This window comes from Altibacter lentus, assembly GCF_000746845.1.
Taxonomy (GTDB): domain Bacteria; phylum Bacteroidota; class Bacteroidia; order Flavobacteriales; family Flavobacteriaceae; genus Altibacter; species Altibacter lentus.
In genome coordinates this window covers 1,490,326-1,513,402 of record NZ_KN050846.1, presented here as the reverse complement: position 1 = coordinate 1,513,402, position 23,077 = coordinate 1,490,326, and the positions used below count along the sequence as shown (strand labels likewise).

General features: G+C 42.8%; 21 protein-coding genes. 11 read left to right on the top strand and 10 right to left on the bottom strand.

The window, feature by feature from the left end:
* Positions 1–242: 242 nt before the first annotated feature.
* Genes JS40_RS07100 through hemL form a run of 3 tightly spaced genes read left to right on the top strand, consistent with a single transcriptional unit; the run spans position 243 to position 3,325 of the window.
* Positions 243–1,181: a 1-aminocyclopropane-1-carboxylate deaminase/D-cysteine desulfhydrase gene (locus JS40_RS07100; protein ID WP_034259427.1), complete on the top strand. Its 939-nt coding sequence runs from the start codon at positions 243–245 to the stop codon at positions 1,179–1,181.
* 1 nt (position 1,182) lies between these two features.
* Entirely contained in the window at positions 1,183–2,028 is an 846-nt protein-coding gene (locus JS40_RS07095) for a glucosaminidase domain-containing protein (RefSeq protein WP_034259426.1), read from the top strand.
* A gap of 7 nt (positions 2,029–2,035) precedes the next feature.
* Positions 2,036–3,325 (top strand): glutamate-1-semialdehyde 2,1-aminomutase, encoded by a 1,290-nt coding sequence (gene hemL, locus JS40_RS07090; protein WP_034259424.1) that lies wholly within the window; start codon positions 2,036–2,038, stop codon positions 3,323–3,325.
* 47 nt (positions 3,326–3,372) lie between these two features.
* On the opposite strand, the gene JS40_RS07085 is transcribed toward hemL, so the two are convergent.
* The 3 genes from JS40_RS07085 to JS40_RS07075 all read right to left on the bottom strand — a co-directional run bounded on the left by JS40_RS07085 (position 3,373) and on the right by JS40_RS07075 (position 5,656).
* Positions 3,373–3,723 (bottom strand): hypothetical protein, encoded by a 351-nt coding sequence (locus tag JS40_RS07085; RefSeq protein ID WP_034259423.1) that lies wholly within the window; start codon positions 3,721–3,723, stop codon positions 3,373–3,375.
* A gap of 83 nt (positions 3,724–3,806) precedes the next feature.
* Positions 3,807–4,256, bottom strand: coding sequence for a hypothetical protein (locus tag JS40_RS07080; RefSeq protein WP_034259421.1), 450 nt, complete (start codon positions 4,254–4,256; stop codon positions 3,807–3,809).
* A gap of 134 nt (positions 4,257–4,390) precedes the next feature.
* Entirely contained in the window at positions 4,391–5,656 is a 1,266-nt protein-coding gene (locus tag JS40_RS07075; protein WP_051957522.1) for a fibronectin type III domain-containing protein, read from the bottom strand.
* Between the two features lie 179 nt (positions 5,657–5,835).
* On the opposite strand from JS40_RS07075, the gene JS40_RS07065 reads away from it, so the two are divergent.
* Positions 5,836–7,140, top strand: a complete 1,305-nt coding sequence (locus tag JS40_RS07065; protein WP_034259420.1) for a prenyltransferase/squalene oxidase repeat-containing protein — start codon at positions 5,836–5,838, stop codon at positions 7,138–7,140.
* 61 nt (positions 7,141–7,201) lie between these two features.
* Here JS40_RS07065 and lysS read toward each other — a convergent pair whose 3' ends face one another.
* The 3 genes from lysS to JS40_RS07050 form a co-directional block, all read right to left on the bottom strand.
* Entirely contained in the window at positions 7,202–8,899 is a 1,698-nt protein-coding gene (gene lysS / locus JS40_RS07060; RefSeq protein ID WP_034259418.1) for a lysine--tRNA ligase, read from the bottom strand.
* 70 nt (positions 8,900–8,969) lie between these two features.
* Positions 8,970–9,866 carry a thioredoxin domain-containing protein gene (locus JS40_RS15250; RefSeq protein ID WP_084677457.1) on the bottom strand — a complete coding sequence of 299 codons (897 nt, stop codon included), beginning with the start codon at positions 9,864–9,866 and terminating at the stop codon, positions 8,970–8,972.
* Between the two features lie 83 nt (positions 9,867–9,949).
* Positions 9,950–11,032: a LuxR C-terminal-related transcriptional regulator gene (locus JS40_RS07050; RefSeq protein WP_034259416.1), complete on the bottom strand. Its 1,083-nt coding sequence runs from the start codon at positions 11,030–11,032 to the stop codon at positions 9,950–9,952.
* 109 nt (positions 11,033–11,141) lie between these two features.
* Here JS40_RS07050 and JS40_RS15245 point away from each other — a divergent pair, with 109 nt between their 5' ends.
* From JS40_RS15245 to lipB, 3 genes are read left to right on the top strand one after another with little or no spacing between them, the layout of a single operon-like run.
* Entirely contained in the window at positions 11,142–11,297 is a 156-nt protein-coding gene (locus JS40_RS15245) for a YqaE/Pmp3 family membrane protein (protein WP_084677456.1), read from the top strand.
* Positions 11,297–12,031: a hypothetical protein gene (locus tag JS40_RS07045; RefSeq protein ID WP_034259413.1), complete on the top strand. Its 735-nt coding sequence runs from the start codon at positions 11,297–11,299 to the stop codon at positions 12,029–12,031. The genes JS40_RS15245 and JS40_RS07045 overlap by 1 nt, the downstream gene beginning before the upstream one ends.
* Before the next feature lie 2 nt (positions 12,032–12,033).
* A complete protein-coding gene (lipB, locus tag JS40_RS07040) occupies positions 12,034–12,756 on the top strand; it encodes a lipoyl(octanoyl) transferase LipB (protein ID WP_034259411.1) in 723 nt (240 codons plus the stop codon).
* A 33-nt stretch (positions 12,757–12,789) separates the two neighbouring features.
* On the opposite strand, the gene JS40_RS07035 is transcribed toward lipB, so the two are convergent.
* The 3 genes from JS40_RS07035 to JS40_RS07025 all read right to left on the bottom strand — a co-directional run bounded on the left by JS40_RS07035 (position 12,790) and on the right by JS40_RS07025 (position 16,913).
* Positions 12,790–13,476, bottom strand: coding sequence for a TapB family protein (locus JS40_RS07035; protein ID WP_034259410.1), 687 nt, complete (start codon positions 13,474–13,476; stop codon positions 12,790–12,792).
* 254 nt (positions 13,477–13,730) lie between these two features.
* A complete protein-coding gene (locus JS40_RS07030; protein WP_034259408.1) occupies positions 13,731–16,196 on the bottom strand; it encodes a hypothetical protein in 2,466 nt (821 codons plus the stop codon).
* A gap of 117 nt (positions 16,197–16,313) precedes the next feature.
* Complete coding sequence (locus JS40_RS07025) at positions 16,314–16,913, bottom strand: ribonuclease HII (RefSeq protein ID WP_034259407.1); 600 nt, start codon at positions 16,911–16,913, stop codon at positions 16,314–16,316.
* Positions 16,914–16,975: 62 nt separating this feature from the next.
* Here JS40_RS07025 and JS40_RS07020 point away from each other — a divergent pair, with 62 nt between their 5' ends.
* Positions 16,976–18,862 (top strand): putative porin, encoded by a 1,887-nt coding sequence (locus JS40_RS07020; RefSeq protein WP_034259405.1) that lies wholly within the window; start codon positions 16,976–16,978, stop codon positions 18,860–18,862.
* 77 nt (positions 18,863–18,939) lie between these two features.
* Here JS40_RS07020 and JS40_RS07015 read toward each other — a convergent pair whose 3' ends face one another.
* On the bottom strand, positions 18,940–20,082 hold the full coding sequence (locus JS40_RS07015) for an acyl-CoA dehydrogenase (RefSeq protein WP_034259404.1): 1,143 nt from the start codon (positions 20,080–20,082) through the stop codon (positions 18,940–18,942).
* Positions 20,083–20,256: 174 nt separating this feature from the next.
* On the opposite strand from JS40_RS07015, the gene JS40_RS07010 reads away from it, so the two are divergent.
* The 3 genes from JS40_RS07010 (at position 20,257) to JS40_RS07000 (ending at position 23,055) form a co-directional block, all read left to right on the top strand.
* The gene (locus JS40_RS07010) at positions 20,257–21,318 is read left to right on the top strand and encodes an anhydro-N-acetylmuramic acid kinase (protein ID WP_034259403.1); all 1,062 of its coding nucleotides are present in this window, start codon (positions 20,257–20,259) and stop codon (positions 21,316–21,318) included.
* Positions 21,319–21,321: 3 nt separating this feature from the next.
* Positions 21,322–21,744 carry a DUF2452 domain-containing protein gene (locus tag JS40_RS07005; protein ID WP_034259402.1) on the top strand — a complete coding sequence of 141 codons (423 nt, stop codon included), beginning with the start codon at positions 21,322–21,324 and terminating at the stop codon, positions 21,742–21,744.
* 84 nt (positions 21,745–21,828) lie between these two features.
* Entirely contained in the window at positions 21,829–23,055 is a 1,227-nt protein-coding gene (locus JS40_RS07000; RefSeq protein WP_034259400.1) for a Glu/Leu/Phe/Val dehydrogenase dimerization domain-containing protein, read from the top strand.
* Positions 23,056–23,077: the final 22 nt, after the last annotated feature.

Genomic DNA, 23,077 nt, shown 5'->3' with positions numbered 1-23,077 from the left:
AATAATATGATAATAAATCGCTGAAATACAAAATTAATCGACGAACAACATAAAAGTTTAACAAAATCCGTAAGAATGTGTTAATTTTATCTGGCGTTGTAGGCGAATTTTACGCAGTGTTCATTAAAAGATTAATTGTCTGATACATAAAATATTAGGTATCTTTTAAAGAGTTATTGCTATCCAATGTGTTTTTTGCGTTATTTGTAAAATATTCGAATCTCGATAATCGCCAGGGTTGTATGACACTGAATTCCATCCTTTTTTCTGAAACTCCGTCAATTCCAACTCAAGAAATTCATTTGCCCGTTCTTACTGCTAGAGAATGCACCCTTTCCATTTTAAGGGAAGATCAACTTCACCCTATCATTTCAGGAAATAAATACCGAAAACTAAAATATAATATAGAAAAGGCCCGGAATGCGAACTGTACGACTTTGCTTACATTTGGAGGGGCTTACTCCAATCATATCGCTGCCGTAGCCGGAATCGGTGCTATGTTTGGTTTTAAGACTATAGGGATTATTAGGGGTGAAGAACTTGCAAAAAAGTATGATAGTAATCCCACACTTTCCTATGCTGAAACACAAGGAATGAAACTGGAATTCATTTCACGGGAGATATATAGACAAAAGGAAGATGCCGGTTATATAGAATTGCTTCGGAAGAAATATACGGAAACTTACATCATTCCGGAGGGAGGGACGAATTCATTAGCGGTACAAGGATGCGCCGAAATACTCACCTCGGATCATGAAAAGTACGATGTAATTTGTACATCGGTGGGAACGGGAGGCACTTTGGCAGGTTTGGTAGAGTCATCCTATTCACATCAAACCGTGCTAGGATTTTCGGCATTACAGGGAACATTTCAGAAAAAAACAGTGAAACAATATACGACGAAGACCAATTTTTCGATTACCGATGCGTATAGTTTTGGTGGTTACGCCAAAATAGATGAACAATTGATTCGTTGTATAAATAACTTCCGGGAGGATACTGGGATATTGCTGGACCCGGTCTATACGGGTAAAATGGTATTTGGTATTCTGGACTTGATAGAAAAAGGGTATTTCAAAAAAAATAGCCGTATTTTAGCGGTCCATACAGGCGGTTTGCAAGGGATACCCGGAATGAACCAACGATTGAAACAAAGGAACTTACCTCAAATTATTGTTTAATATGCTATACAGAATACTTACGATCTTGTGCATCACCTTACTTCTTGCCACTGGTTGTAAATCGAAAAAAAGGGTAACTGAAACCCGTAAAAAACCGCGTACCGAAAGAATTGTGGTGGAACGAAAAACGACAGAAAAGACTACATCCTCACTTGAGGAAACGCCTAAGACCGAGATCATTGTTCCAAAAAAGGATGCTTCCTATGCCGAAATCGTTTCAGCATATATCGCCAGCTACAGCACCATTGCAATGGAAGAAATGTTGCAGTATGGAATTCCGGCCAGTATCACACTGGCACAAGGTATTTTAGAGAGCGGTGCAGGAAGAGGAGAGCTTACCAGTAAAGCGAATAATCATTTTGGTATAAAATGTCATAAGGAATGGACCGGTGACCGTGTGTATCACGACGACGATGAGCTCCAAGAATGTTTCAGAAAATATAAGGACCCTAAATATTCATTCAGGGATCACTCCTTGTTCCTTACACAGCGCAGTAGATATCAAGATCTCTTTAAATTGAGAAAGGACGATTATAAGGGTTGGGCGAAAGGACTTCGGAAAGCAGGCTATGCGACCGATCCCAAGTATCCTGAAAAATTAATTAGTATCATCGAGCGTTATGATCTCACCAAGTTCGACAATGAAGTGCTTGGTACCAATGCGAATTTCTTGAACCCCGATGATTCAAAGATCGGAACCTATGCGGTGCAAAAAGGAGATACATTATATAGCATCGCACGCCGATTCAACATTACCGTTGATACGTTAAAGGAATACAACGGACTCGTTTCTGATACGATTTCTATTGGTCAAGTATTATATTTGCACCCTGTAAAGAATCACTAAGTTTTCTATGATCTATAAAAGAAGCAGCGCATTGTTCGCTGAAGCACAACAATACATTCCCGGCGGAGTCAATTCTCCGGTACGGGCCTTTAAGGCCGTAGGCGGAGATCCCATCTTTGTTGAAAAGGCGAAAGGAGCCTATTTGTATGATGCCGATGGAAACAAGCTTATCGATTATATTAATTCGTGGGGGCCCATGATCCTGGGTCACGCACATCAACCCGTAGTGGATGCCGTGATCGAAAAAGCCCAACAAGGAACATCCTTTGGAATGCCAACCGAGATAGAAACCTCTATTGCCTCCTTGGCTGTGGCTATGGTGCCAAATATTGACAAGATACGTTTTGTGAACAGTGGTACCGAAGCATGCATGAGTGCGGTTCGTCTGGCAAGAGGGTTTACCGGAAGGGACAAGATCATAAAATTTGCCGGATGTTACCACGGTCATAGCGATTCCTTTTTGATTCAGGCGGGGAGTGGTGCGGTTACTTTTGGCAGTCCTAATAGCCCCGGCGTTACTCAGGGTACGGCAAAAGATACCCTGCTTGCCAGATACAACGATATCGGGCACGTACGGGAGATCATTTCAGAAAATAAAGGAGCGATCGCGTGCATTATTGTTGAACCGGTGGCCGGCAACATGGGATGTATACCCCCTGCGGAAGGATTTCTTGAAGGATTACGCGATCTTTGCGATACCAATAATATACTCCTCATCTTCGATGAAGTAATGACCGGTTTCCGATTGGCGAAAGGTGGAGTACAAGAATTGTATGGTATCAAGGCCGATATTGTAACTTTTGGAAAGGTAATAGGAGGCGGGCTTCCCGTGGGTGCTTTCGCGGCACGCAATGAGATCATGGAATATCTGGCCCCCTTAGGCCCCGTTTATCAGGCTGGAACCCTTAGTGGGAATCCGTTGGCGATGGCCGCCGGACTGGCTATGTTGCAGGAATTGAACGCGAGCCCCGAGATCTACACTTCACTACAGGAGAAAACCGAATATTTACATCGAGGACTGGCCAAGGTTTTGGCGCAGCACTCAATACCTCATACTATAAATAGAGTAGGTTCGATGATCTCGGTCCATTTTTCTGAAATACCTGTAACAAATTTTGAAACAGCGGCACAAGCCAATAGTAAAGCGTTTAAAACATTCTTCCACGGAATGCTTTCTGAAGGGATCTATATTGCACCCAGTGCTTTTGAAACCTGGTTTCTTTCCGAAGCACTTACCTACGAAGATCTGGATGCGACCATTGCGGCATGTGGCCGAATAGCACCCCGTTTAACATAAAAAAGCCCTCCATGAAATGGAGGGCTTCTCTTTTAATAGCAAATTGGCTATAACTTTTCTATGGTAAGCCACTTTTTATACTGGGCTTCCGTCAAAGTTTTTCTGGCGCTTTCTTTTAAGGCCTCTTCATATTTTTTCTTGCTTGTAACAACGTCTGCATTGTTAGAATCCTTTCCTACAATATATTTTCTATAATTGGATTCATATGCCGTATACGCTCTAAACAAAGCTCGTTGTTGGTCGCCGTTCAGATCTAACTGTGACGTAAGTTGGTCTGCTTTCTTTTTAGCAACCACTTCCGGTCTGTCTTGATCCTGAGATAGTGTTTGTGCGCTCATGGCACCTGTACCAAGTACGAAAATGAATGCAAAGGCAACAACTTTAAATAGATTTTTCATTGTTTCTAAAATTAAATTTAAGGTTACTAAAGTAACTAATTTAGTAACAATTAACCAAGAATTACGCCAAAAAACTAATTTGACTATTTATTTTTTGAATCGCCTTTCTTTTTTGCATGTTTTTTCAAGCCTCTTCCTCTGTTCGCCGACATTTTCTCCCACTTTTCATATTGAGGTTCGGTTAAAATCTTCTTCATTTTAACTTTATAAGCGATCTTTTCTTCCATCATCATCGCTTTATGCTCATACAACTCAGTAGTGGTCATTTCAGTTCGATCTTTACGATCTGCAGAACGCGCTTTCCTTTTTATAGCTTCTTCAAGCGCCAATGATTTTATCTCTTTTTGCTGGGCTTCAGAAAGGTCTAATGCCAAGGTGAGTTTCTTGGTTTGTAGATCTGCCGCCTGTTCGGGTGTAAGATCCTTCATTTTTTGTCTCATCTCCTTACGCATCTCCTTTTTATCGGTGTCCGGCGTTTGTGCGATCATGGTCATGCTTATAAGCAATGTTAGTGCTATGATTGTCTTTTTCATTGTATTACGGTTTAAGATTTATATATAGCTATGACCTTTTTATTTCAGATTGGTTTAAAAGTGTTTTTCTGAAAAGTAAAAAACATTAAAAAAGCTGCCAAAGGGCAGCTTTCTCTATATTAATCAAATATCACCTAGTCTTCAATCGCCTGAAGATAGTCCAGTAACATTGCTACTGCTTCGTCGTGTACAATGGTACGCCCCAGCTGTGGCATACGATAGGTGGGAAGCGTACTTTGAATACGTGCCTCTATCTCTCCGCGATTCGGGAAGATGGCAGTATCATCGAAGGGGGTTTCGTAGCGAAAATCCAGATTGAAGTTGTTAACGGTTCCGCCCGGTTGGTGACAATGTGCACAATTTACGTCGATATAGGCTCTCCCTCTCTCAAAGATATCGTAGGTTGCATCATCTGTCCAATCGGGAAGGATAGTGACACTCGAAGCGCTTGGAAGACCTTCTAGCAGACCATTGTTGGCGAAATAATCCAACTGGTTCATGGAGGTATAGCTGGGCACAAAGTTCATACTTCGCAATTTCATTCCAATAGGGAAGGTTGTACCATTATTGTTATGACAGGTAAAACAATCTTGCTTTGAGGGGATCAAATAATCGATATTCTGGGTATTCCCGTCGCTGTCTATCCAGCTTATAGGGATCTCGCTGCCTGTTTCGCGATAGACGGCTTCGGTCTGGGAAGCATTCCAAATATAATCACCAACTTCCCATGTTCCGGAAATTTTCAGAAAGATACGGGTCTCAATGAGCTGTTTTCCAAGGGAAGGGTCGCGATCGTCTATATTGTAATAAAAGGTTTTGGCTATCAATGTATTGTCCGGAAAAACAGGTAGGAAGTTGCCGTCGTATTTCAGCATTTTTCCTTCCGGTAAACGAATCAACCGCTGTTTGGCTGCATAATCGGTAAAAAGGGTACTGTTTATCTCATACAATTGTACACCGGTAGCAGGGCTAATGTTTGACAAGTTTCCTGTGAAGACGCCCATTTCAGAAAGATTAGTCTTGAATTCTAAGGGAGTAAGTGCTGTAGTCAGCTCTATCGTATTGCTCTCGGCAGATTCGTTTCCAGCAGCATCCACAGCGGTCACATAATATTTGTAGGCCGTATCCGGCATAAGACCGGTGGCGTTATAAGTCGTGATCGTTGGTCCCACCGAAACAACCGTCCCGGATATCTCTTCATACACTCGGTAGCCTGTAACTGCAATATTATCGGTCGCTGCTTCCCAATCCAGTTGCAAGGACATGTCGGTAACATTCGTCGCTGTTAAATTCAACGGTGTAGAAGGGCTTTCGCCATCTCCGCTCACTTCATCATCCTTTCCGCAGGAAATCAAGGTTACAAATAGTCCCAAGAGAACTAAAAGACTGATATTCTTCATATTTGTTCAATTTTTTGCTAAAAATAGGAAAATCAACCGAAAGTGAATTCCTTCAACGGTTAAAATTCTAACCTTCGGCAAAATATAGTTTCCCTCAACAAAAACCCCATTTCCCTAAAACGACCTTTTTCCATTAGATACACTGCCGTAGTTTCGGAAGGAATTTAAAACCACACACAATGAGAACTAAATTGATCTTACTCACATTTCCGCTGCTGCTTGCAGGTGCTATATTCACTGTAATTACTTCTGAAGCGGATTCCTACCCGGAAACAAATCGACTCCTGACTCCTATTGACGGTTGTGTATTCATGACTGTAATGGGGGAACAATCTTCACAGGATTTCGATGTCTTCAAAACAGACGAGAACCTACAATTATCTGTTCGCGACGGACTCTCTTGGCTTTCTGAAGCACAATTGCCTGGCGGAGGTTATGGCGCCGGAAGCCACAACGCACAACATATTAGGGATCCTCATGCCGTACCGGCAGATCCTGCTACGACCGCCATGGTTGGGATGGCATTTTTACGAAGCGGTACAACGCTTCAAAAAGGGATGTACGCCAACAACCTTAAAAGAGCAATGAATTTTTTGCTGGAAACGGTAGAAAATAGCGGAAAGGACGATCCTTATATCACAGATGTTCGCAACACTCAAATCCAATCGAAACTGGGTCAAAATATCGATGCCGTGATCACGGCACAATTCCTTTCCAATCTGTTGGATCGCGATCTGCAAGGAATGGATAAAAAACGAGTGGCACGTTGTCTTGATATTTGTGTAGCCAAGATACAGCAGGGTACCGATGCTTCAGGGAAACAGACCGGAGCAGGTTGGGCAGGTGTTTTGCAAAGTGGTCTGGCCAATAGCGCATTGGAAGCGGCAGAGTCGGTGGGTGCCGATGTCGATAAGGCGGTCTTAGAGCGCACCCGAACTTATCAAAAAGACAATTACGATGAAAAGACCGGAAATGTAAATACCGAGGACGGCGCCGGTGTAATGCTCTATGCGGTAAGCGGGAGTGTTCGAGCCAGCGCAAAAGAAGCACGTAAAGCCGAAGAGATGCTCAACAAGGCCAAACGAGAGGGTAAAATTAAGACAGATGCTCCTATTTCTGTGGAGAATCTTAAAAAAGCAGGCTTTTCAGAAGCAGAGGCAATCGATTACAATACTTCCTATAATGTCTATAAGGCCGCAAAAGAAACTGCCCAACGCGAAGACGTACTAAATGGCTTTGGGAATAATGGAGGAGAGGAGTTCCTGAGCTTCTTACAAACCGGAGAATCACTTTTGGTGAATCAAGACAAGGATTGGAAGAAATGGTATAACGATATGAGCGGGCGTATCCTGAAGATCCAGAACGAGGATGGAAGTTGGAACGGACATCATTGCATCACGAGTCCGGTGTTTTGTACAGCCACAAGCATTTTACTTCTTACGGTTGAAAACGATATTGAATACCTGAGCAAGGTAGGCGAATAAAATAGGATTTAGGTTGGTGGAAGACACCGTTCTCCCTTATTAAAAGGTGAGGGCGGTGTTTTTATACTAGTTCCACAAATAATCCTTCCCCTGTCTTTTCTACCTTTGCGAGCTTATTCTTTGTGAGATGCTTGATGCTCTTGTCCCACTTTTTGTTGCTCAACCCGCTTTTTTCTTTTAATGCGTTAAGGTCTATGGGCGAATGTGTTTTTAGTAGTGCAAGGACCGCTTTCTCTTCTTCGTTGAGCTCGACCTGCACCGCTTTCTTCTCCGGGCGCATTTGCGGGAAGAACAGTACCTCTTGTATAGAAGCATTGTTGGTCAAGAACATGACCAATCGGTCCATTCCTATTCCCATTCCCGAAGTTGGCGGCATCCCGTACTCTAAAGCGCGTAAGAAATCGAAGTCGATGAATTGGGTCGCCTCATCATCGCCTTTTTCGGCAAGTTTCAGCTGGGCTTCAAATCGTTCTCTTTGGTCGATTGGATCGTTCAACTCACTGTAGGCATTGGCGATCTCTTTTCCGCAGACCATCAATTCGAATCGCTCGGTAAGCTCGGGATTGTCGCGGTGCTCCTTACACAATGGACTCATCTCTTTGGGGTAATCGGTGATAAAAGTAGGCTGTATAAAATTACCCTCACATTTTTCACCAAAGATCTCATCGATCAATTTTCCTTTCCCCATGGTATCGTCCACTTCCACCCCCAGTTTTTTGGCGGCGGCACGAATCTCGTCCTCCGTTTTTCCGGTGATATCGAATCCGGTATACTTCTCAATGGCATCGGCCATAGTGATACGCGGGTAGGGCGCTTTAAAATCGATCTCGTATTTTCCAAATGTCGCTTTTGTGGTTCCATTCACTTCCGTGGCACAAAATTCCAGCAGTTCTTCACAAAAATCCATCATCCAGTTGTAGTCTTTGTACGCCACATAAATCTCCATAGCAGTAAATTCCGGATTATGCGTACGATCCATTCCTTCATTTCTGAAATTCTTAGAGAACTCATAAACACCATCGAAACCTCCCACGATCAATCGCTTCAAATACAATTCATTGGCAATACGCATGTACAACGGAATATCCAAAGCGTTATGATGGGTCACAAAAGGGCGTGCCGCAGCACCTCCTGGAATAGGTTGTAAAATTGGTGTTTCAACTTCAAAATAATTGCGTTCGTTAAAGAAAGTTCGCATGGCGTTGAAAAGCTTGGTGCGTTTCTTAAAGACCTCCTTTACATGTGGATTCACGACCATGTCTGCGTATCGTTGACGATACCGTTGTTCAGAATCGGTGAAGGCATCGTGCACTACTCCTTCCGAATCAACCCGGGGCTGTGGGAGTGGTTTTAATGCTTTGGAAAGGAGTGTGAACCTTTTAACCAATACTGTTTTTTCTCCCACCTGTGTCGTGAACAACTCTCCTTCCACACCCACAAAATCACCAATGTCCAATAGTTTCTTGTAGACCTCGTTATAGTGTGTCTTATCTTCACCCGGACAAATCTCATCCCTGTTGAAGTACACTTGTATGCGTCCTTCGGCATCCTGTAACTCTGCAAACGAAGCTTTCCCTTGTATACGTCGTGACATTAACCGTCCCGCAATAGTAACCTGTTTTCCTTCTTCAAAATCCTTTTTTATGGTTTTGGAAGTGTGGGTAACGGGATATAAGGCCGCCGGATATGGATCGATGCCCAAGGCGCGCAATTGATTCAGTTTTTCTCTTCGGATGAGTTCCAGTTCAGAAAGTTGCATGCTTATTAATTTAAGCTGCAAAATTAGCCTATTTGTTAATTTTATTTCCTAAAAGAATCAAAAAATACAGCTATTCCTGTACTTTTTGTGTTACATGGGCAATGGTGGAACGCAAATTTTCATTTTCAGGATCCAATAACAGTGCCTGGTGGTATACCTCGAGTGCTTCCTGAAATTTTGAAAGGAAATATAACTTGTTCGCCAAACCCATAAATACTGAAGCTTCCGCAGGGTAGAGTTTTGTGTTGATTCTTGCAACCACCGTACTTTCCCACGTCTTCCCTGCAAAGAATAGTACGTTCGAATAGGTGGTAAGCTCGTACGGGCTGCCGGTAGTTTCTTTTAATTGTGGAAGTAGCTCCAGGATCTTTTCTTCAACATCTTCCGAAGCCATTTCAGAAATGAGTTGATGGACCAGATGTACCGTCCTGTATTTTGGCACATATCCATTTTGGACAATGGCAGCAATATCCTCTTCTAAGGAAGCCACCGGAGATTCCACAATACGGTTGACCTCTTTGCCGTCCTTGTAGAAGATAAAGGTAGGTACTCTGTGGATATTAAGACCTTCTTCTTCCCCGCCCGGACTTTGCTTGTAATTATCCTGTTCGTTGTGTACAGCTACGACTGTAAGTCGGTCCAAGGGAAATTGTGCTGCTTCCAAGATCTTATAAAAATGTGGCACTTCGCGTTTACTGTCGCCGCACCAGGTACCCATAAATGCCGTGATGGTGTATTGAGATAGCGTTTCTTTAAAGCTATCTACTACAACGGTATTAGGATGGTAATTTTGAAAATTCTCTACATACCATGAAGCATAGGAATTTTGGGAAAGAGCCTCATTATTGATCTTTCCAATAAGTAAGGGTGTTGTACCTTCGGTCGCGATCTCCTTATTAAACGATTGCCCCAGGACCGTGATGCCGGACCATAGGATTAAAAAACTGAAAAAAAGGAATGTTCTCATCGATGTTCAAATTTTGTGATTAGATCACCGAAGATTCAGAAAATGAAAAGAAAATGGAAAGATCTACAGGGTTGAAAAGAGGACTAGACCCCCGGTTGAAATTGCACTCCCTGCGGAAAAAGCTGCTTCACTTCCTCGCGGGAGGTGACCTTCAGTTTTTTGTAGAGGTTGTTGATATGGGTCTTTACCGTACTTACACTCACAAATAACAAAGAGGCGATCTCTTTATTGGTCTTATTTGCAAGAATAAGTTCGAGCACTTTCTTCTCTTGCTCGCTAAGGGTAGATTCTTCGGAAACGGACCGTTGTTTCAAGCGGGCTATCCTTCGGAATAAATAAATATTAACCGCCAAAGATACCAAAGCAAGAATTCCCGCAAGATAGAACCACAGGTTGTTGGCTGCCGGTTTTTCTGAAGCAACCAAGAAACGATCGGCTGCTAATTCGCTTTCGTATTGCCGGGTATAGGGAGCGTTCGGGTACTTTTCTTGTAATCGCAGTAATAGCTCGTTATAATAGGAGTTGGTTTTTAGATCTTCCAGATAATAGGCGTACAGATTATGGGTGCGATCTGAAAGAAAAGCATAGCTGTACAGTTCGGCCAAGGGTTCCTGTAGTTGTTCTCCATAATTCTGGAAGATGGTGAACCACTTCTTTGAATTCAATTTTCTATTGGCTTCACTTCGGTAACTCCCAAACGCAAAACGCATATCGTGTTTTAAGGAATCAATTCTTAAGAAAGCGCTGGCGCGTTCATCTTTAGAAATTACCCTGCAGAACATTTCATTGTCGAAAGAGAACGGTAGGAATACGGCTGTAGAATTATTAGCAATAAAAATGATCTCTTTGCTATTAATACAATGCCCGTCAAAATGCGTGGTCGCTTGTATGTCATCGGAACAGGTGTCGATATGAATACGATAGATCTTATTCTCCAATGACAGGTTATTGCCCGAAAATGAAAAGAACCCTGTGCTGTCTGCTTGGGTCTTTGCAAGGATCTGTTCCGGGTAGACACCCGAGATCTTACGGTAATCCTCCACGACCGATAGGTAAATATCGGCATCCACACGTTCTGCAGCTACATAGCCGGTAAAAGTGTATTGCGCCAGTGTTGTGGAGGCACACAATAGGAAGCAGGAAAGAGCACAAATTAAAAAGCGCATGGTCGTTTTAAAAGACTAATATAGTGACTCTCCGGTTCTCAACCAATAGCTGTAACAAAACCAATAATCAGCTACTTATAACTAAAGTATTAATCGTAAATTTGTATTCATGAGTATTTGGAGAGTATTGCTTTCTATCCTTTTTCCGCCTTTAGCGGTGATCGATAAAGGTTGTGGTTCGATCTTAATCGTGTTGATCCTAACGATCTGTGGGTGGATCCCGGGCGTTATCGCTGCACTAATAATCTTAAATAATCCGAAATAATGACAGTATACAAATTACTTTTAGGAGGTATCATGGCCCTGTGTTTGGTGAGTTGTCAATTTACCGAAACAATGGAGCTGCAAGAGGACGGTAGCGGTCGTATGACGCTCGAGATGGATATGAAAGAGATGATGGCCTTTGGCGCAGGAATGGACAGTACGCTTACCAAAACCGACACCATCATTTCATTCAAAGAGGTACTTGCAGAGAAAAAGGACAGTATTGCACGCCTTCCGGTAGCACAACAAACACAATTGAAGAAAATGGAGAACTTCATGATGAAGCTCTTTATCGATCCGGATACCAACGATATGTTCATCAATATCTTTACCGATTTCAAAAATGTGAACGAAGCGAACGAATTGATGAACGGACTGGGTGAATCCTCGGGCTTCATGCCCGGAATAAAGCCATCTTCAGAAGAGAAACAAACAGATTCTGAAGATTTTATGGGTGTTTCCTATTCGTTTGCAAAGAATACCTTTGTGAGGGATGCCTTCATTAAGGACAAAGTAAAACATCAAAACCAGTTGGATAGTTTAAAAAGTTCCGAAATGTTCCTTTCGGGGACCATGTATACATTGCGTTATACCTTTCCGAAGAAAATAAAGCGATCGAGTATTGAGAACGCCAAATATTCAGCAGACGGAAAGACCATTGAAGTAGAGCGGAGCTTTTTGGATTATATGAAGGATCCGGATATTTTGGACCTTAAAGTAGTATTAGAAAAATAGATTTGAACAAACACATAGAGATACAAGAACTGGGCAGAAAGGATTACAAGGTCACCTGGGACTATCAGGAACGGCTTTTTAAAGAGATCCTTGACATCAAGATCAAGAACAGAAGAGAGGGCACAACGCTGGAAACACCTAATTATTTCCTGTTCGTGGAGCATCCACATGTATATACATTGGGGAAAAGCGGGGACATTTCCAATTTGCTTATTTCTGAAGAGAAATTGAACGAGATCGACGCTACCTTCTACAAGATCAACCGCGGCGGGGACATTACGTACCACGGGCCCGGCCAGATCGTGGGGTACCCTATTATCGATCTGGAGAATTACTTTACCGATATCCACAAATACCTTCGATTTTTGGAGGAGATGGTGATTCTCACCCTCGCGGAATATGGCCTGAAAGCCGAGCGCTCTAAAGGAGAGACCGGGGTTTGGCTGGATGTTGGTACACCCTTTGCCCGAAAGATCTGCGCCATGGGTGTTCGTGCCAGTCGTTGGGTGACCATGCACGGTTTTGCACTCAATGTAAATTCGAATCTTGGCTATTTCGACCATATGATACCCTGCGGAATCAAGGGGAAAGCCGTTACCTCCCTCCATGTGGAATTGGGAAAGAGCGAAGTTTCCATGACTGAGGTAAAGGAAAAGTTACTGAAGCATTTTATACGATTGTTTGACGCAGAGGTTTATATAAAAACCGCCCCCACTTTCAAGTAGAGACGGTTTTTCAGGGAACATTAGTTGCCGGGATTAACGGCTAAATGCCGTAAGTAAACTGCTACTCAAAACTTTACCGCTATTATTGTAGTCTTCTTGTTTTACCATGCCCACGCCTTCGGCAATCCATTGCGTTGCAGTACCCCTGCGGTTCATTCCCATCTTCATTTCTGAGGTATAGGAGATCACAAAACAATCGAAGGTTCCGGCAGGAGTGGTGACATTTTCTTTTCCAATCACCTTACGATCTTTCATCGCAACATTCATGTTCATATTGATTCCTCCCATATCGATCTTCATTTGCATATCAGCATCGGGTAAGGATTGCCCTACCGAAAGATCGTTGGGAAGGTCGATATTAGTGCCACTAATGTCATATTTCATCTCCCCGAATTGCTCAAAAATCTGTGGATTCATCATGGATTTGAAATCAATGGAGACCATATTATCTCTGCAAATGATGTCGTAGGTAGTTTCGGCAATGAGTGCTCCTTTATCATCCTTAATTGTTGAATTGACGGAAGCCACTTCCGCATTACCATTATTATTCACATTGATAACCGTATAATTTACGACTGCGGCCGTTTTTCCTTTCTTATCGTAGGTTGTTATTTGAGATGTAACACCTTCAGAAAAAGGATAGAATTTGCTGCACTCAGTTTGAGCGAGGGCAAAATTCATTGAAAAGAGCGATAGTAATAGTACAAATAAAGTTTTCATATGGAGTATTTTACAGTGATTAGATTCCGCATTTTTGTACAAACATTGATTATTTAAACATCCTTCTGTATAAAACGATGAACAAGGTCAAACCCATCCATTTTTTCCTAATATCTAAACTTTAATTGTGATATGGATCCGACATGCCTATTTAGATTAAACGGCTATAAGTTACTTAAAGATACGCAATTATATAGAAATTAGAGCATTTGCCTTGGTGCTCTTGTAACCAATATGTGTTTCTTGATTACAACCTATTTTAGAATATAAATCACCACTTCTTTGGGTCCGCCTTGTACCACTAAACTGTTGGCTCCTTTTTTTGAAGCGTTCCCGAGACGGGCAACGGAAGATCCAAACACCGGAAAGCCATTTAATAGTTTCCCTGCTTTTGTATAGACGTATACTTTGTTCTCTTGCATTTCTGTAACTGAGACATAGGTCTCCCTATTTGCATTGAACACTTCGGGGCGTGAATAGATTCCAAAAGGAAGTTCAATTAGTTTTCCGTTAATGCGAAGCTTATTGTCGTCCATGGTGACCTTGGTTGTTCCTTCGATCAAAAAGGAATAGCTGCTGCTCACGTCCAGGGTTTGGGTAGAGGTCTTGCCGTTTTGATCGATCTTTATCTTAGATCGATCCTTTTCGATGACAACAAAGGCATTATCTTCTTCGGCGATGGGTAGTTCAGAAAAGTCGAACTTTTTGGACACATTCACACGAGGTTTCCCAACCCTGCTTAAAATATTGAGTGTTCCGTTGGATTCGGCGATCACGATATAATCCTTGTTCCCCATGCGTATGTGCTGCGGTGTGAGTACGATGTCTGTCTTTGCCTTTTTAAATGTGAATCCATTTACAATTTTGCCGTTAGAATCATACATCAGCACATTTTTTCCTTGGGTCACCAAGAAGCGGTATTTTCGGTTGTTATCGTAATCAAAAACAGCCAGTGGTTGTGTGATATTATCTTTGAACTTCAGCGGGAAGGGAGCAACGGCATTTCCGTTTCGGTCCAGGACGTGAAATGTATTCTTCGTGACAAAGGCAAGTTGTTTTTTCCCATTCCGAAGTAAATCGACCTCATGGACCTTTCCAAGGATGGGACCTTCCAGATTTTTTGTCCAAAGGATCTTCCCGCTTTCAGAAATAAGATAGAGTGTGTTACGAATATCCTGAACCACAATGTCGGTTCCCTGAGTACGGTGATTGCTAAACAATTGAGGAGGGCCAAGCAGCTCATAATCCAATTGAGCACTAACTTGTTGGGTAATGCCTCCCGGATTTTCGATTCCTTTTGAAAGTTCCTTGCATACTAGATTGACATGTGCGAAATCACGGTCATAACTAAATTGAAGTGCAGCAAACGGAAAGTTTTTGGGGGATACCGAAGCGATCTCAGATTTCACTGCAGGATTGAAAAAAGAAGCGATCGCCGTGGAGATCGCTCCGTTCATTTTATAGATAAGAAGCGAAGAAGAGGTGCTTAACCGCGCTGTTGCCCGTTCAAAATATCCAGATTTCTGTAAAACGGTATTGCTGTGAAAAGCCGTGATGATCTCTTGTGCAGCAGCCTCACTTTCAGAAAAAATAAAGAACTGGTCCAGTTGGAATACAAATACCGGAGCAATATCATTCACCAAAGGAGCAAAGGCATCTGTAAACAAGGCTGGTTCACTAAAACTACTAATGGTTTCTTCCCGAAAGCTACTGTGCTCAGACATATATTTCAATAAACTTTCTTCAGTTAGCATGGGGTCAATACTTTTTATGGCAATGGCCTTGCTTTCTGAAAGCTGTATCAAGCCGATCTCATTGACCGATTCGAACAGAGGGTTCACAGTACTTGTATTCTCAACCCCATTAAATGTGCGGAGGTTGTTGTAAAATTGTTCGGCATCATTATAGGTAAAAGACACCGCTCCAACTGCATCTTTTGGGATCACCTTGGCGATCTCATTTTGTCTTGGCAAAAGACCTTTAAATACCGAGAGCAATTGAGGAACACTATCGCGTGCCAACGCCACGCCGGTTGCAGCAATACCATCTGGGGTGAATTGTGTTTCCAAAGCTGTCCAAGAGGCAAAATTGACCAACGTACTGTCGTTTAGCGCAACCGTTTCCGCCCGTAGCATTGTGGTAACCTCCCCCCCGGAATTAAGTGTAGCGATCTTCTTGAACGTAGGATCCTTTTCGGTAGTGCCTTCGAGGATCTGCTGGAGTACGGTCTGGGAAGAGGAAGCGATAAAGATACTGTCTTGCACAGCAGTAAATGCCACCTGGTCGCTAAGGGTAACCCGTTGTAATGAAATATTATTGTAAGTGAGGGTCTCCACACTTATATTCTTTAAAGAATCGGTTTTAAAGAGTTGAGGTGTGTGGCGAGTGATAAAAGTATACACCGTGGTGCTGTCGGTAGGGGTATTGATACAAAATAAACTTTGAGACGCGGGTTTAAGATGGTGTAGCAGGGAGTTCGCTTCGGAAAAGTAGCGATAGGGCTGCGTGTTCTTATAGGCTGAAAATAAATTGTTACTGGCCAGATCCCTTTTAAAGGTCTCAAACGCTGCTTGCCCCGCAGAAGAATTCCCTATGGAGATAACCAAGACCGGATCTTTGGGGACAAAATCAATGAGTTCCTTTTTATCTGAAGCACTATCACCGCAACCCCAAACAAGCAGTGCCATGAGCACTAAAAAGATGTACTTACCTATGTTCATAACACAAAAATAGACAACAATACGAGGCATTACGGTGAGAAAGAAAAGAGTTTATTGACGTGTTTTCAACAAAGACACATGCAGGCGGCCATTTGCTACAGAAAGGCACAATATCCGTTAAAGTTTTAGTTTTAATTGTTCGGGAAGTAATTTGAAGCTTTTCCGGTGGTATGGAGTTGGGCCGTATTCCTTGATCGCCTCGCGATGCTCTGCCGTTGGATAACCTTTATTCTTTTGCCAGTTATAAACAGGGAACTCTTCATGAAGGATGTGCATATATTCGTCACGGTAGGTCTTGGCGAGGATGGATGCCGCGGCGATATGTAAATATTTGCTGTCCCCTTTCACCACACATTGGTAAGGGACTTTGCGGTACGGTTTAAATCTGTTGCCATCTATGGCAATAAATTGAGGTGTTGTTTTTAATTGGGCGATCGCTCTGTGCATACCCAGGATTGAGGCATTAAGGATGTTAATTTGATCGATCTCCTCCATCATTACATGAGCCACGGCAAAAGAAAGGGCTTCGGTTTCGATTACCGTTCTTAGGAGGGCCCTTTTTTTTTCTGAAAGCTGCTTTGAGTCATTCAGGAAAGGGTGGTGAAAATCGTTGGGAAGAACGACAGCCGCCGCCGTGACCGGCCCCGCGAGGCAACCACGTCCGGCTTCATCGGTTCCGCATTCTAATAAGTGTGAATGAATTTTTAAGGATAGCATGGAAAATTAAAAATACGGAATTCCGTTTAAAAATATACCTTTGCTATGAAAGAAAACAATACATGAGATCAACACTTTTGCTATTACTTTTGTTAGGTGCTTCGGCATCAGTGTATTCTCAAACGACGCCTTCAGATCCGGTCGAAAAACCGCCAATCGATCTCTACCGGATCATTTCAGCAGATCGTGATACAACCTATGTGGATACGACGCTCTCTATTCAGAAGGAATATAAATTCAATTACTTAAGGGAAGACACATTCGAACTGGTGCCGTTTTCTAATGTAGGACAAACCTACAATCGCCTGGCGTATAATTTCAATTCAACCCATTTAAAACCGCTATTCGCAGCCCAATCACATCATTACAATTATATGGAGGTGACCGACATGTCCTATTACCATGTCCCTACACCCTTAACGGAACTGTACTTTAAAACGGCATTCGAGCAAGGGCAGCAGTTGGATGCATTTTTTACGGTAAACACTTCTGAACAGTTTAATTTTTCCATCGCGTACAAAGGCGTGCGCTCGTTGGGAAATTACCAGAATATTTTAACAAGTACAGGAAATTTTAGGTTTACTACAAATTATTACACCAAAGACAAAAGGTATCGCCTTCGTACACATGTGGCTGCGCAAGATATTTTAAATGAAGAGAATGGTGGTCTCACACCAAACTCTATTGTATTGTTTCAAAATGACGACCCCCAGTTTGAGGATAGAGGACGATTGGATGTGCTTTTCGAGGACGGAGAAAATAAATTGGAAGGACTTCGGTTCTATGGTGACCAGGAGTATGATCTTATCTCAAAAAAAGACAGTCTTGATTATTCAATAGTAACGCTGGGGACAAGCATCATGTACGAGGACAAGTTCTACCAGTATAAGCAAGGAACGGCTTACTTGGGATTTGGTGAAGCGTACAACAGTACCAATTTGAAAACCAAAGTAAAACTGGAGGATTTTCAAGCCAAGGCATGGGCGCGCTTCGACAACTCGGTATTGGGAAGTTTAACGGGTTTTGTGGGTTATACCGATTACAACTATGGATACAACGCTTTACTCATACTCGACGATGGAATTATAACGAACCGCTTAAAAGGATCGATCGTCGAAGCGGGAGCTGTCTATAAAAAGCAATATCGCGGATTTGAGCTCCACGGAAAGGGAGCGATCAATGTTTCCGGGGATTTTGACGGTAATTACCTAAGCGGGGCGGCATCGTTCGCATTCGACAAAGAGAATAAGGCCGAAGCCTCCATCACTATCCATTCCGTAGCACCCAATTTTAACTTTCTTCTTAATCAAAGCGATTATGTCAATTACAATTGGCAGAACAATTTTGACAATGTAAAAACACAGGAGTTAAAGTTCGAACTTCAATCTAAGAAATGGGCAGATGCTTCTGTGAGCTATACAGGAATTGATGATTATACTTATTTCAAGATTCAACCCAACGATTCTACGCCTACACCCCAGCAATATGGTGAGCGGGTGGATTATTTAAAAGTGAAGGTAGAACGAGCGTTTACGTATGGGAAATTTGCTTTGATGAACACTTTGTTATATCAAGAAGCGGTTGGTGGTGACGAGGTTTTCAACATTCCTCAATTCGTTACACGCAATTCGTTATACTACCAGGACCATTGGTTCAAGCGTGCACTATTTTTGCAAACGGGGGTCACTTTTAAGTATTTTACGAGCTATAACATGAACGGCTACGATCCTGTATTGGCCGAATTTTATGTTCAGAACAATGAGGAACTGGGAGGTTTTCCTTTAGTGGATCTTTTCTTCAATGCGAAGATACGCCAAACACGAATCTACTTTAAGTATGAACACGTTAATGCCTTGTTCACTAATAAAAATGATTATTTTTCGGCTCCGGGATACCCGTATCGTGATCCGGTAATCCGCTTCGGATTGGTCTGGGATTTCTTTTTGTAATTGCTGCTTACGTCAAATAGACAACGGCTTTTTCTGTTGGTCACACTGAGCTTGACTCAGCGTACGTTTACATCGCCTTAATCTCTAAGCAATCCTCTTGATATAACGATCTTTTGTATTTCACTCGTGCCCTCATAGATCTGAGTGATCTTAGCATCCCGCATCATACGCTCCACATGGTATTCTTTCACATAACCGTTACCGCCGTGCACCTGCACCGCTTCAACCGTCACATCCATCGCTACCTGCGAAGCATATAGTTTTGCCATTGCACCACTCATGTCGTAGTTGTTTCCTTGGTCTTTGTCCCAGGCCGCTTTCATGACCAAATGACGCGCCGCAGTAATAGACGTATGCATATCGGCAAGTTTAAATGCTATGGCCTGATGGTTGCAGATCTCGGTCCCGAAAGCCTTACGTACTTTGGAGTATTCTCGAGCCAGTTCATAGGCACCGGAGGCGATCCCCAGTGCTTGCGCAGCGATGCCAATTCGGCCGCCACTAAGTGTCTTCATTGCAAACTTAAATCCGAAGCCATCTTCTCCTATCCTGTTTTCCTTAGGGACTTTAACGTCATTGAAGATCAATGAGTGGGTGTCGCTTCCTCGAATTCCTAACTTATCTTCTTTTGGGCCGATCTCAAAACCATCCCAGCCTTTTTCAATAATAAGGGCATTGATCCCTTTATGTCCTTTTTCCTTGTCGGTCTGTGCAATTACAAGGTAATAGTCTGCCGTACCGCCATTCGTGATCCAGTTCTTAGTACCGTTCAAGACGTAGTGATCTCCTTTGTCAATAGCGGTTGTTTTTTGCGAAGTAGCATCACTTCCGGCTTCGGGTTCACTTAAACAAAAAGCACCGATAGATTCACCCGTTGCAAGTTTGGTAAGGTATTTTTGTTTTTGCTCTTCCGAACCGTAGGCCTGAAGACCGTAACACACCAACGAATTGTTCACCGAAACAATAACCGATGCAGAAGCATCGACTTTGCTTAACTCTTCCATGGCGAGTACATAGGAAACAGTGTCCATACCGCCACCGCCGTATTTTGGATCTACCATCATTCCCAGAAATCCTAATTCCCCCATTTTCTTTACCTGTTCATGTGGAAATTTTTGATGCGTATCACGCTCGATCACCCCGGGTAATAATTCGGTTTTGGCAAAATCACGAGCTGCGTCGCGTATCATTAAATGTTCTTCGGAAAGACTGAAATCCATAGTGCTAAACGAGTTATCTATTTATAAAAAAGAGCTGCAAAGATACCTTTAAAAAAGGAAAACTCAAATGATAAATACCAATTTAAAGGCAAATGACGCTTGCAAAATGCTTTTGATTACAAAGGATTGGTATTTATGAGTTTTGAATGGTACTTTTATTGAAAAATTTAGAAATTGAAAAAGGAGCTGTATCACGTATTGGGAGTTATGAGCGGCACATCGCTGGATGGGATGGATCTTGCTGAAGTATCTTTTTTTCTGAAAAAGGATGGTACTTGGGCGTATACGCTGGGGGAGGCTGAGACAGTTCCTTATCCCGAAGGCTGGAAAAAGCGCCTGCAAAAGGCTGTTGCGTATTCTGAAGCACGATTGCTTCAGTTGAACGAGGACTATACCCGGTACCTTTCAGAAGTCATAAACCGCTTCATCAAAAAACATGATATTTCAGGTCTGGATGCGGTGTGTAGTCACGGTCATACCATTCTGCATCAACCGGAACAAGGGCTTACTTTACAAATTGGCAATCTCCCGAAACTGGCGCAAGAATTACAACAAACGGTTGTCTGTGACTTTAGGGTGCAGGATGTCGCTTTGGGCGGACAAGGCGCACCTCTGGTTCCCGTAGGCGATCGATTGCTTTTTTCAGAGTACGACTACTGCTTGAACCTGGGCGGCTTTGCAAACGTTTCTTGTGAACGCGATAAAGAAAGAGCTGCGTACGATATATGCCCCGTGAACATTGTGCTGAACCGATATGCCGAAATGGAAGGACAAGCGTACGATGCGGGAGGCATGCTGGCGGCTTCAGGAACGTTGGATCGCGAATTGCTCGATACGCTCAATGCACTGGAATACTATAAACGGTCGGCACCTAAATCACTGGGAATTGAATGGGTACGGCAACACATATTCCCTGTGCTAGCTGCTTCAGAAGCAACGCCAAGGACCATTTTGCGAACCATGACAGAGCATATAGCCATGCAACTTGCGGCTCAGTTTTCAGAAAAAAGTACCGTCCTTATAACAGGAGGAGGTGCCTACAACCAATTTTTGATCGAAAGATTGCTGTCCCATGCGGCTTTAAATGTTAAGATTCCTGAAAATACACTTGTTGAGTTTAAAGAAGCTATTATTTTTGGGCTTCTGGGAGTGTTGCGGCTTAGAGAAGATATCAATTGTCTCGCCAGTGTTACAGGAGCGGCCAAGGACCACTCTTCAGGGATTATATTTAAATAGAGGATGGAAAAGGAAAAAACGAAAAAACCCGATCAGGTGGTATTCAACGAAGAAACAAATTCGTACGAAGCCGGGATCAAGCCTTATGCGACCAATGTGGGAGCACCGGCGATAGTGATGGAAGACGTAACTACTTGGAAGAATGCGAACGTTAAAAAGGTGAACCATCATTTTAAGACGCAGTTCGAAGCGATTAAAGCAAGCTACCAAGAGATGATGGACCAGTTTGAATATAACAATTTGATCTATCGAGCAAAATTCAGTTTTGAGCCTGTGGTAGGAGAGCAGTATCTCTATGCCAATAAAGGAGAGGAGCCATTTCTCTCCATCATTGCACCTTCCGAATGCAATTTTAAGCATTTAGGCAGTTTTAAATTGACCACCGATAAACTATGGGAACGTACGGATTCACCTGTGCGTAAATAATTCACTTCCTTGGTTTAAAATAAACTTAAAATAATACAAAGCCTATTGCATTTTTTTATATTTGCCTCTTAACTTACCCATTGAATGAAGGAGCTACTTACTAAGTACGAGAATAAGGAACCCGAGATTGTTTTTCATTGGAATGACCCAGAGACTGAAGCCGAAGGCTGGACAGTAATAAATTCGCTGCGCGGTGGTGCTGCCGGAGGCGGAACACGTATGCGGGAAGGACTTGACATGAACGAGGTGCTGTCCTTGGCAAAAACCATGGAGGTGAAATTTACCGTATCCGGACCAGCCATTGGGGGCGCAAAATCGGGTATTAACTTCGATCCGCATGACCCTAGAAAGAAAGGTGTGCTGGAACGCTGGTACAAAGCTGTTTCCCCTTTGCTGAAAGCATACTACGGAACCGGCGGCGACCTTAATGTGGATGAAATCCATGAAGTGATTCCTATTACCGAGGAAAGTGGGGTCTGGCATCCTCAGGAAGGTGTTTTCAACGGGCATTTCTCACCTACCGAAGCAGATAAGATCAATCGTATTGGACAATTGCGTCAAGGAGTGATTAAAGTATTGGAAAATATAAATTACTCTCCGGATATTTCACGTAAATATACCGTAGCCGATATGATCACAGGCTATGGTGTTGCCGAAGCGGTGCGCCATTATTACGACATCTACGGTGGAAATGTAGAAGGAAAACGTGCTGTGGTTCAAGGCTTCGGGAATGTGGGTGCTGCCGCAGCCTATTATTTGGCCCAGATGGGTGCCAAAGTAGTGGGCATCATCGATCGAGCCGGGGGTATCATAAAAAAGGAAGGGTTTACTTTTGAAGAAATAAAACAATTGTTTCTCCAAAAGGACGGAAATACGTTGAAGACCGCCAACATGATCCCCTTTAATGAGATCAATGAAAAAATATGGTCTTTGGAATGTGAGATATTCGCCCCTTGTGCCGCTTCCCGATTGATCACCAAGCAACAGATCGCCACCATGATCGAATCCGGTCTGGAAGTAATAAGCTGTGGTGCCAATGTGCCTTTTGCCGATAAAGAGATTTTCTTCGGACCAATCATGGAATTTACAGACGAACGGGTAAGTCTTATCCCGGATTTTATTAGTAACTGCGGTATGGCACGGGTGTTCGCATACTTCATGGAACGCAAGGTGCAAATGACCGATGAGGCTATTTTTAATGATACCTCAATGACCATCAAGAATGCCATTAGAAATACATTCGATAATAACAGTACAAAAACAAACATCAGCAAAACAGCTTTTGAAATTGCTTTGAATCAACTAATTTAGAAAGTGGTACGCCACAATCTCA

What these genes read in the sequence shown, in the direction of transcription:
- JS40_RS07100 (WP_034259427.1), top strand. Translation starts at nt 243, where the DNA reads ATGACACTGAATTCCATCCTTTTTTCTGAAACTCCGTCAATTCCAACT.
- JS40_RS07095 (WP_034259426.1), top strand. Translation starts at nt 1,183, where the DNA reads ATGCTATACAGAATACTTACGATCTTGTGCATCACCTTACTTCTTGCC.
- hemL (WP_034259424.1), top strand. Translation starts at nt 2,036, where the DNA reads ATGATCTATAAAAGAAGCAGCGCATTGTTCGCTGAAGCACAACAATAC.
- JS40_RS07085 (WP_034259423.1), bottom strand. Translation starts at nt 3,723, where the DNA reads ATGAAAAATCTATTTAAAGTTGTTGCCTTTGCATTCATTTTCGTACTT.
- JS40_RS07080 (WP_034259421.1), bottom strand. Translation starts at nt 4,256, where the DNA reads ATGAAAAAGACAATCATAGCACTAACATTGCTTATAAGCATGACCATG.
- JS40_RS07075 (WP_051957522.1), bottom strand. Translation starts at nt 5,656, where the DNA reads ATGAAGAATATCAGTCTTTTAGTTCTCTTGGGACTATTTGTAACCTTG.
- JS40_RS07065 (WP_034259420.1), top strand. Translation starts at nt 5,836, where the DNA reads ATGAGAACTAAATTGATCTTACTCACATTTCCGCTGCTGCTTGCAGGT.
- lysS (WP_034259418.1), bottom strand. Translation starts at nt 8,899, where the DNA reads ATGCAACTTTCTGAACTGGAACTCATCCGAAGAGAAAAACTGAATCAA.
- JS40_RS15250 (WP_084677457.1), bottom strand. Translation starts at nt 9,866, where the DNA reads ATGAGAACATTCCTTTTTTTCAGTTTTTTAATCCTATGGTCCGGCATC.
- JS40_RS07050 (WP_034259416.1), bottom strand. Translation starts at nt 11,032, where the DNA reads ATGCGCTTTTTAATTTGTGCTCTTTCCTGCTTCCTATTGTGTGCCTCC.
- JS40_RS15245 (WP_084677456.1), top strand. Translation starts at nt 11,142, where the DNA reads ATGAGTATTTGGAGAGTATTGCTTTCTATCCTTTTTCCGCCTTTAGCG.
- JS40_RS07045 (WP_034259413.1), top strand. Translation starts at nt 11,297, where the DNA reads ATGACAGTATACAAATTACTTTTAGGAGGTATCATGGCCCTGTGTTTG.
- JS40_RS07035 (WP_034259410.1), bottom strand. Translation starts at nt 13,476, where the DNA reads ATGAAAACTTTATTTGTACTATTACTATCGCTCTTTTCAATGAATTTT.
- JS40_RS07030 (WP_034259408.1), bottom strand. Translation starts at nt 16,196, where the DNA reads ATGAACATAGGTAAGTACATCTTTTTAGTGCTCATGGCACTGCTTGTT.
- JS40_RS07025 (WP_034259407.1), bottom strand. Translation starts at nt 16,913, where the DNA reads ATGCTATCCTTAAAAATTCATTCACACTTATTAGAATGCGGAACCGAT.
- JS40_RS07020 (WP_034259405.1), top strand. Translation starts at nt 16,976, where the DNA reads ATGAGATCAACACTTTTGCTATTACTTTTGTTAGGTGCTTCGGCATCA.
- JS40_RS07015 (WP_034259404.1), bottom strand. Translation starts at nt 20,082, where the DNA reads ATGGATTTCAGTCTTTCCGAAGAACATTTAATGATACGCGACGCAGCT.
- JS40_RS07005 (WP_034259402.1), top strand. Translation starts at nt 21,322, where the DNA reads ATGGAAAAGGAAAAAACGAAAAAACCCGATCAGGTGGTATTCAACGAA.
- JS40_RS07000 (WP_034259400.1), top strand. Translation starts at nt 21,829, where the DNA reads ATGAAGGAGCTACTTACTAAGTACGAGAATAAGGAACCCGAGATTGTT.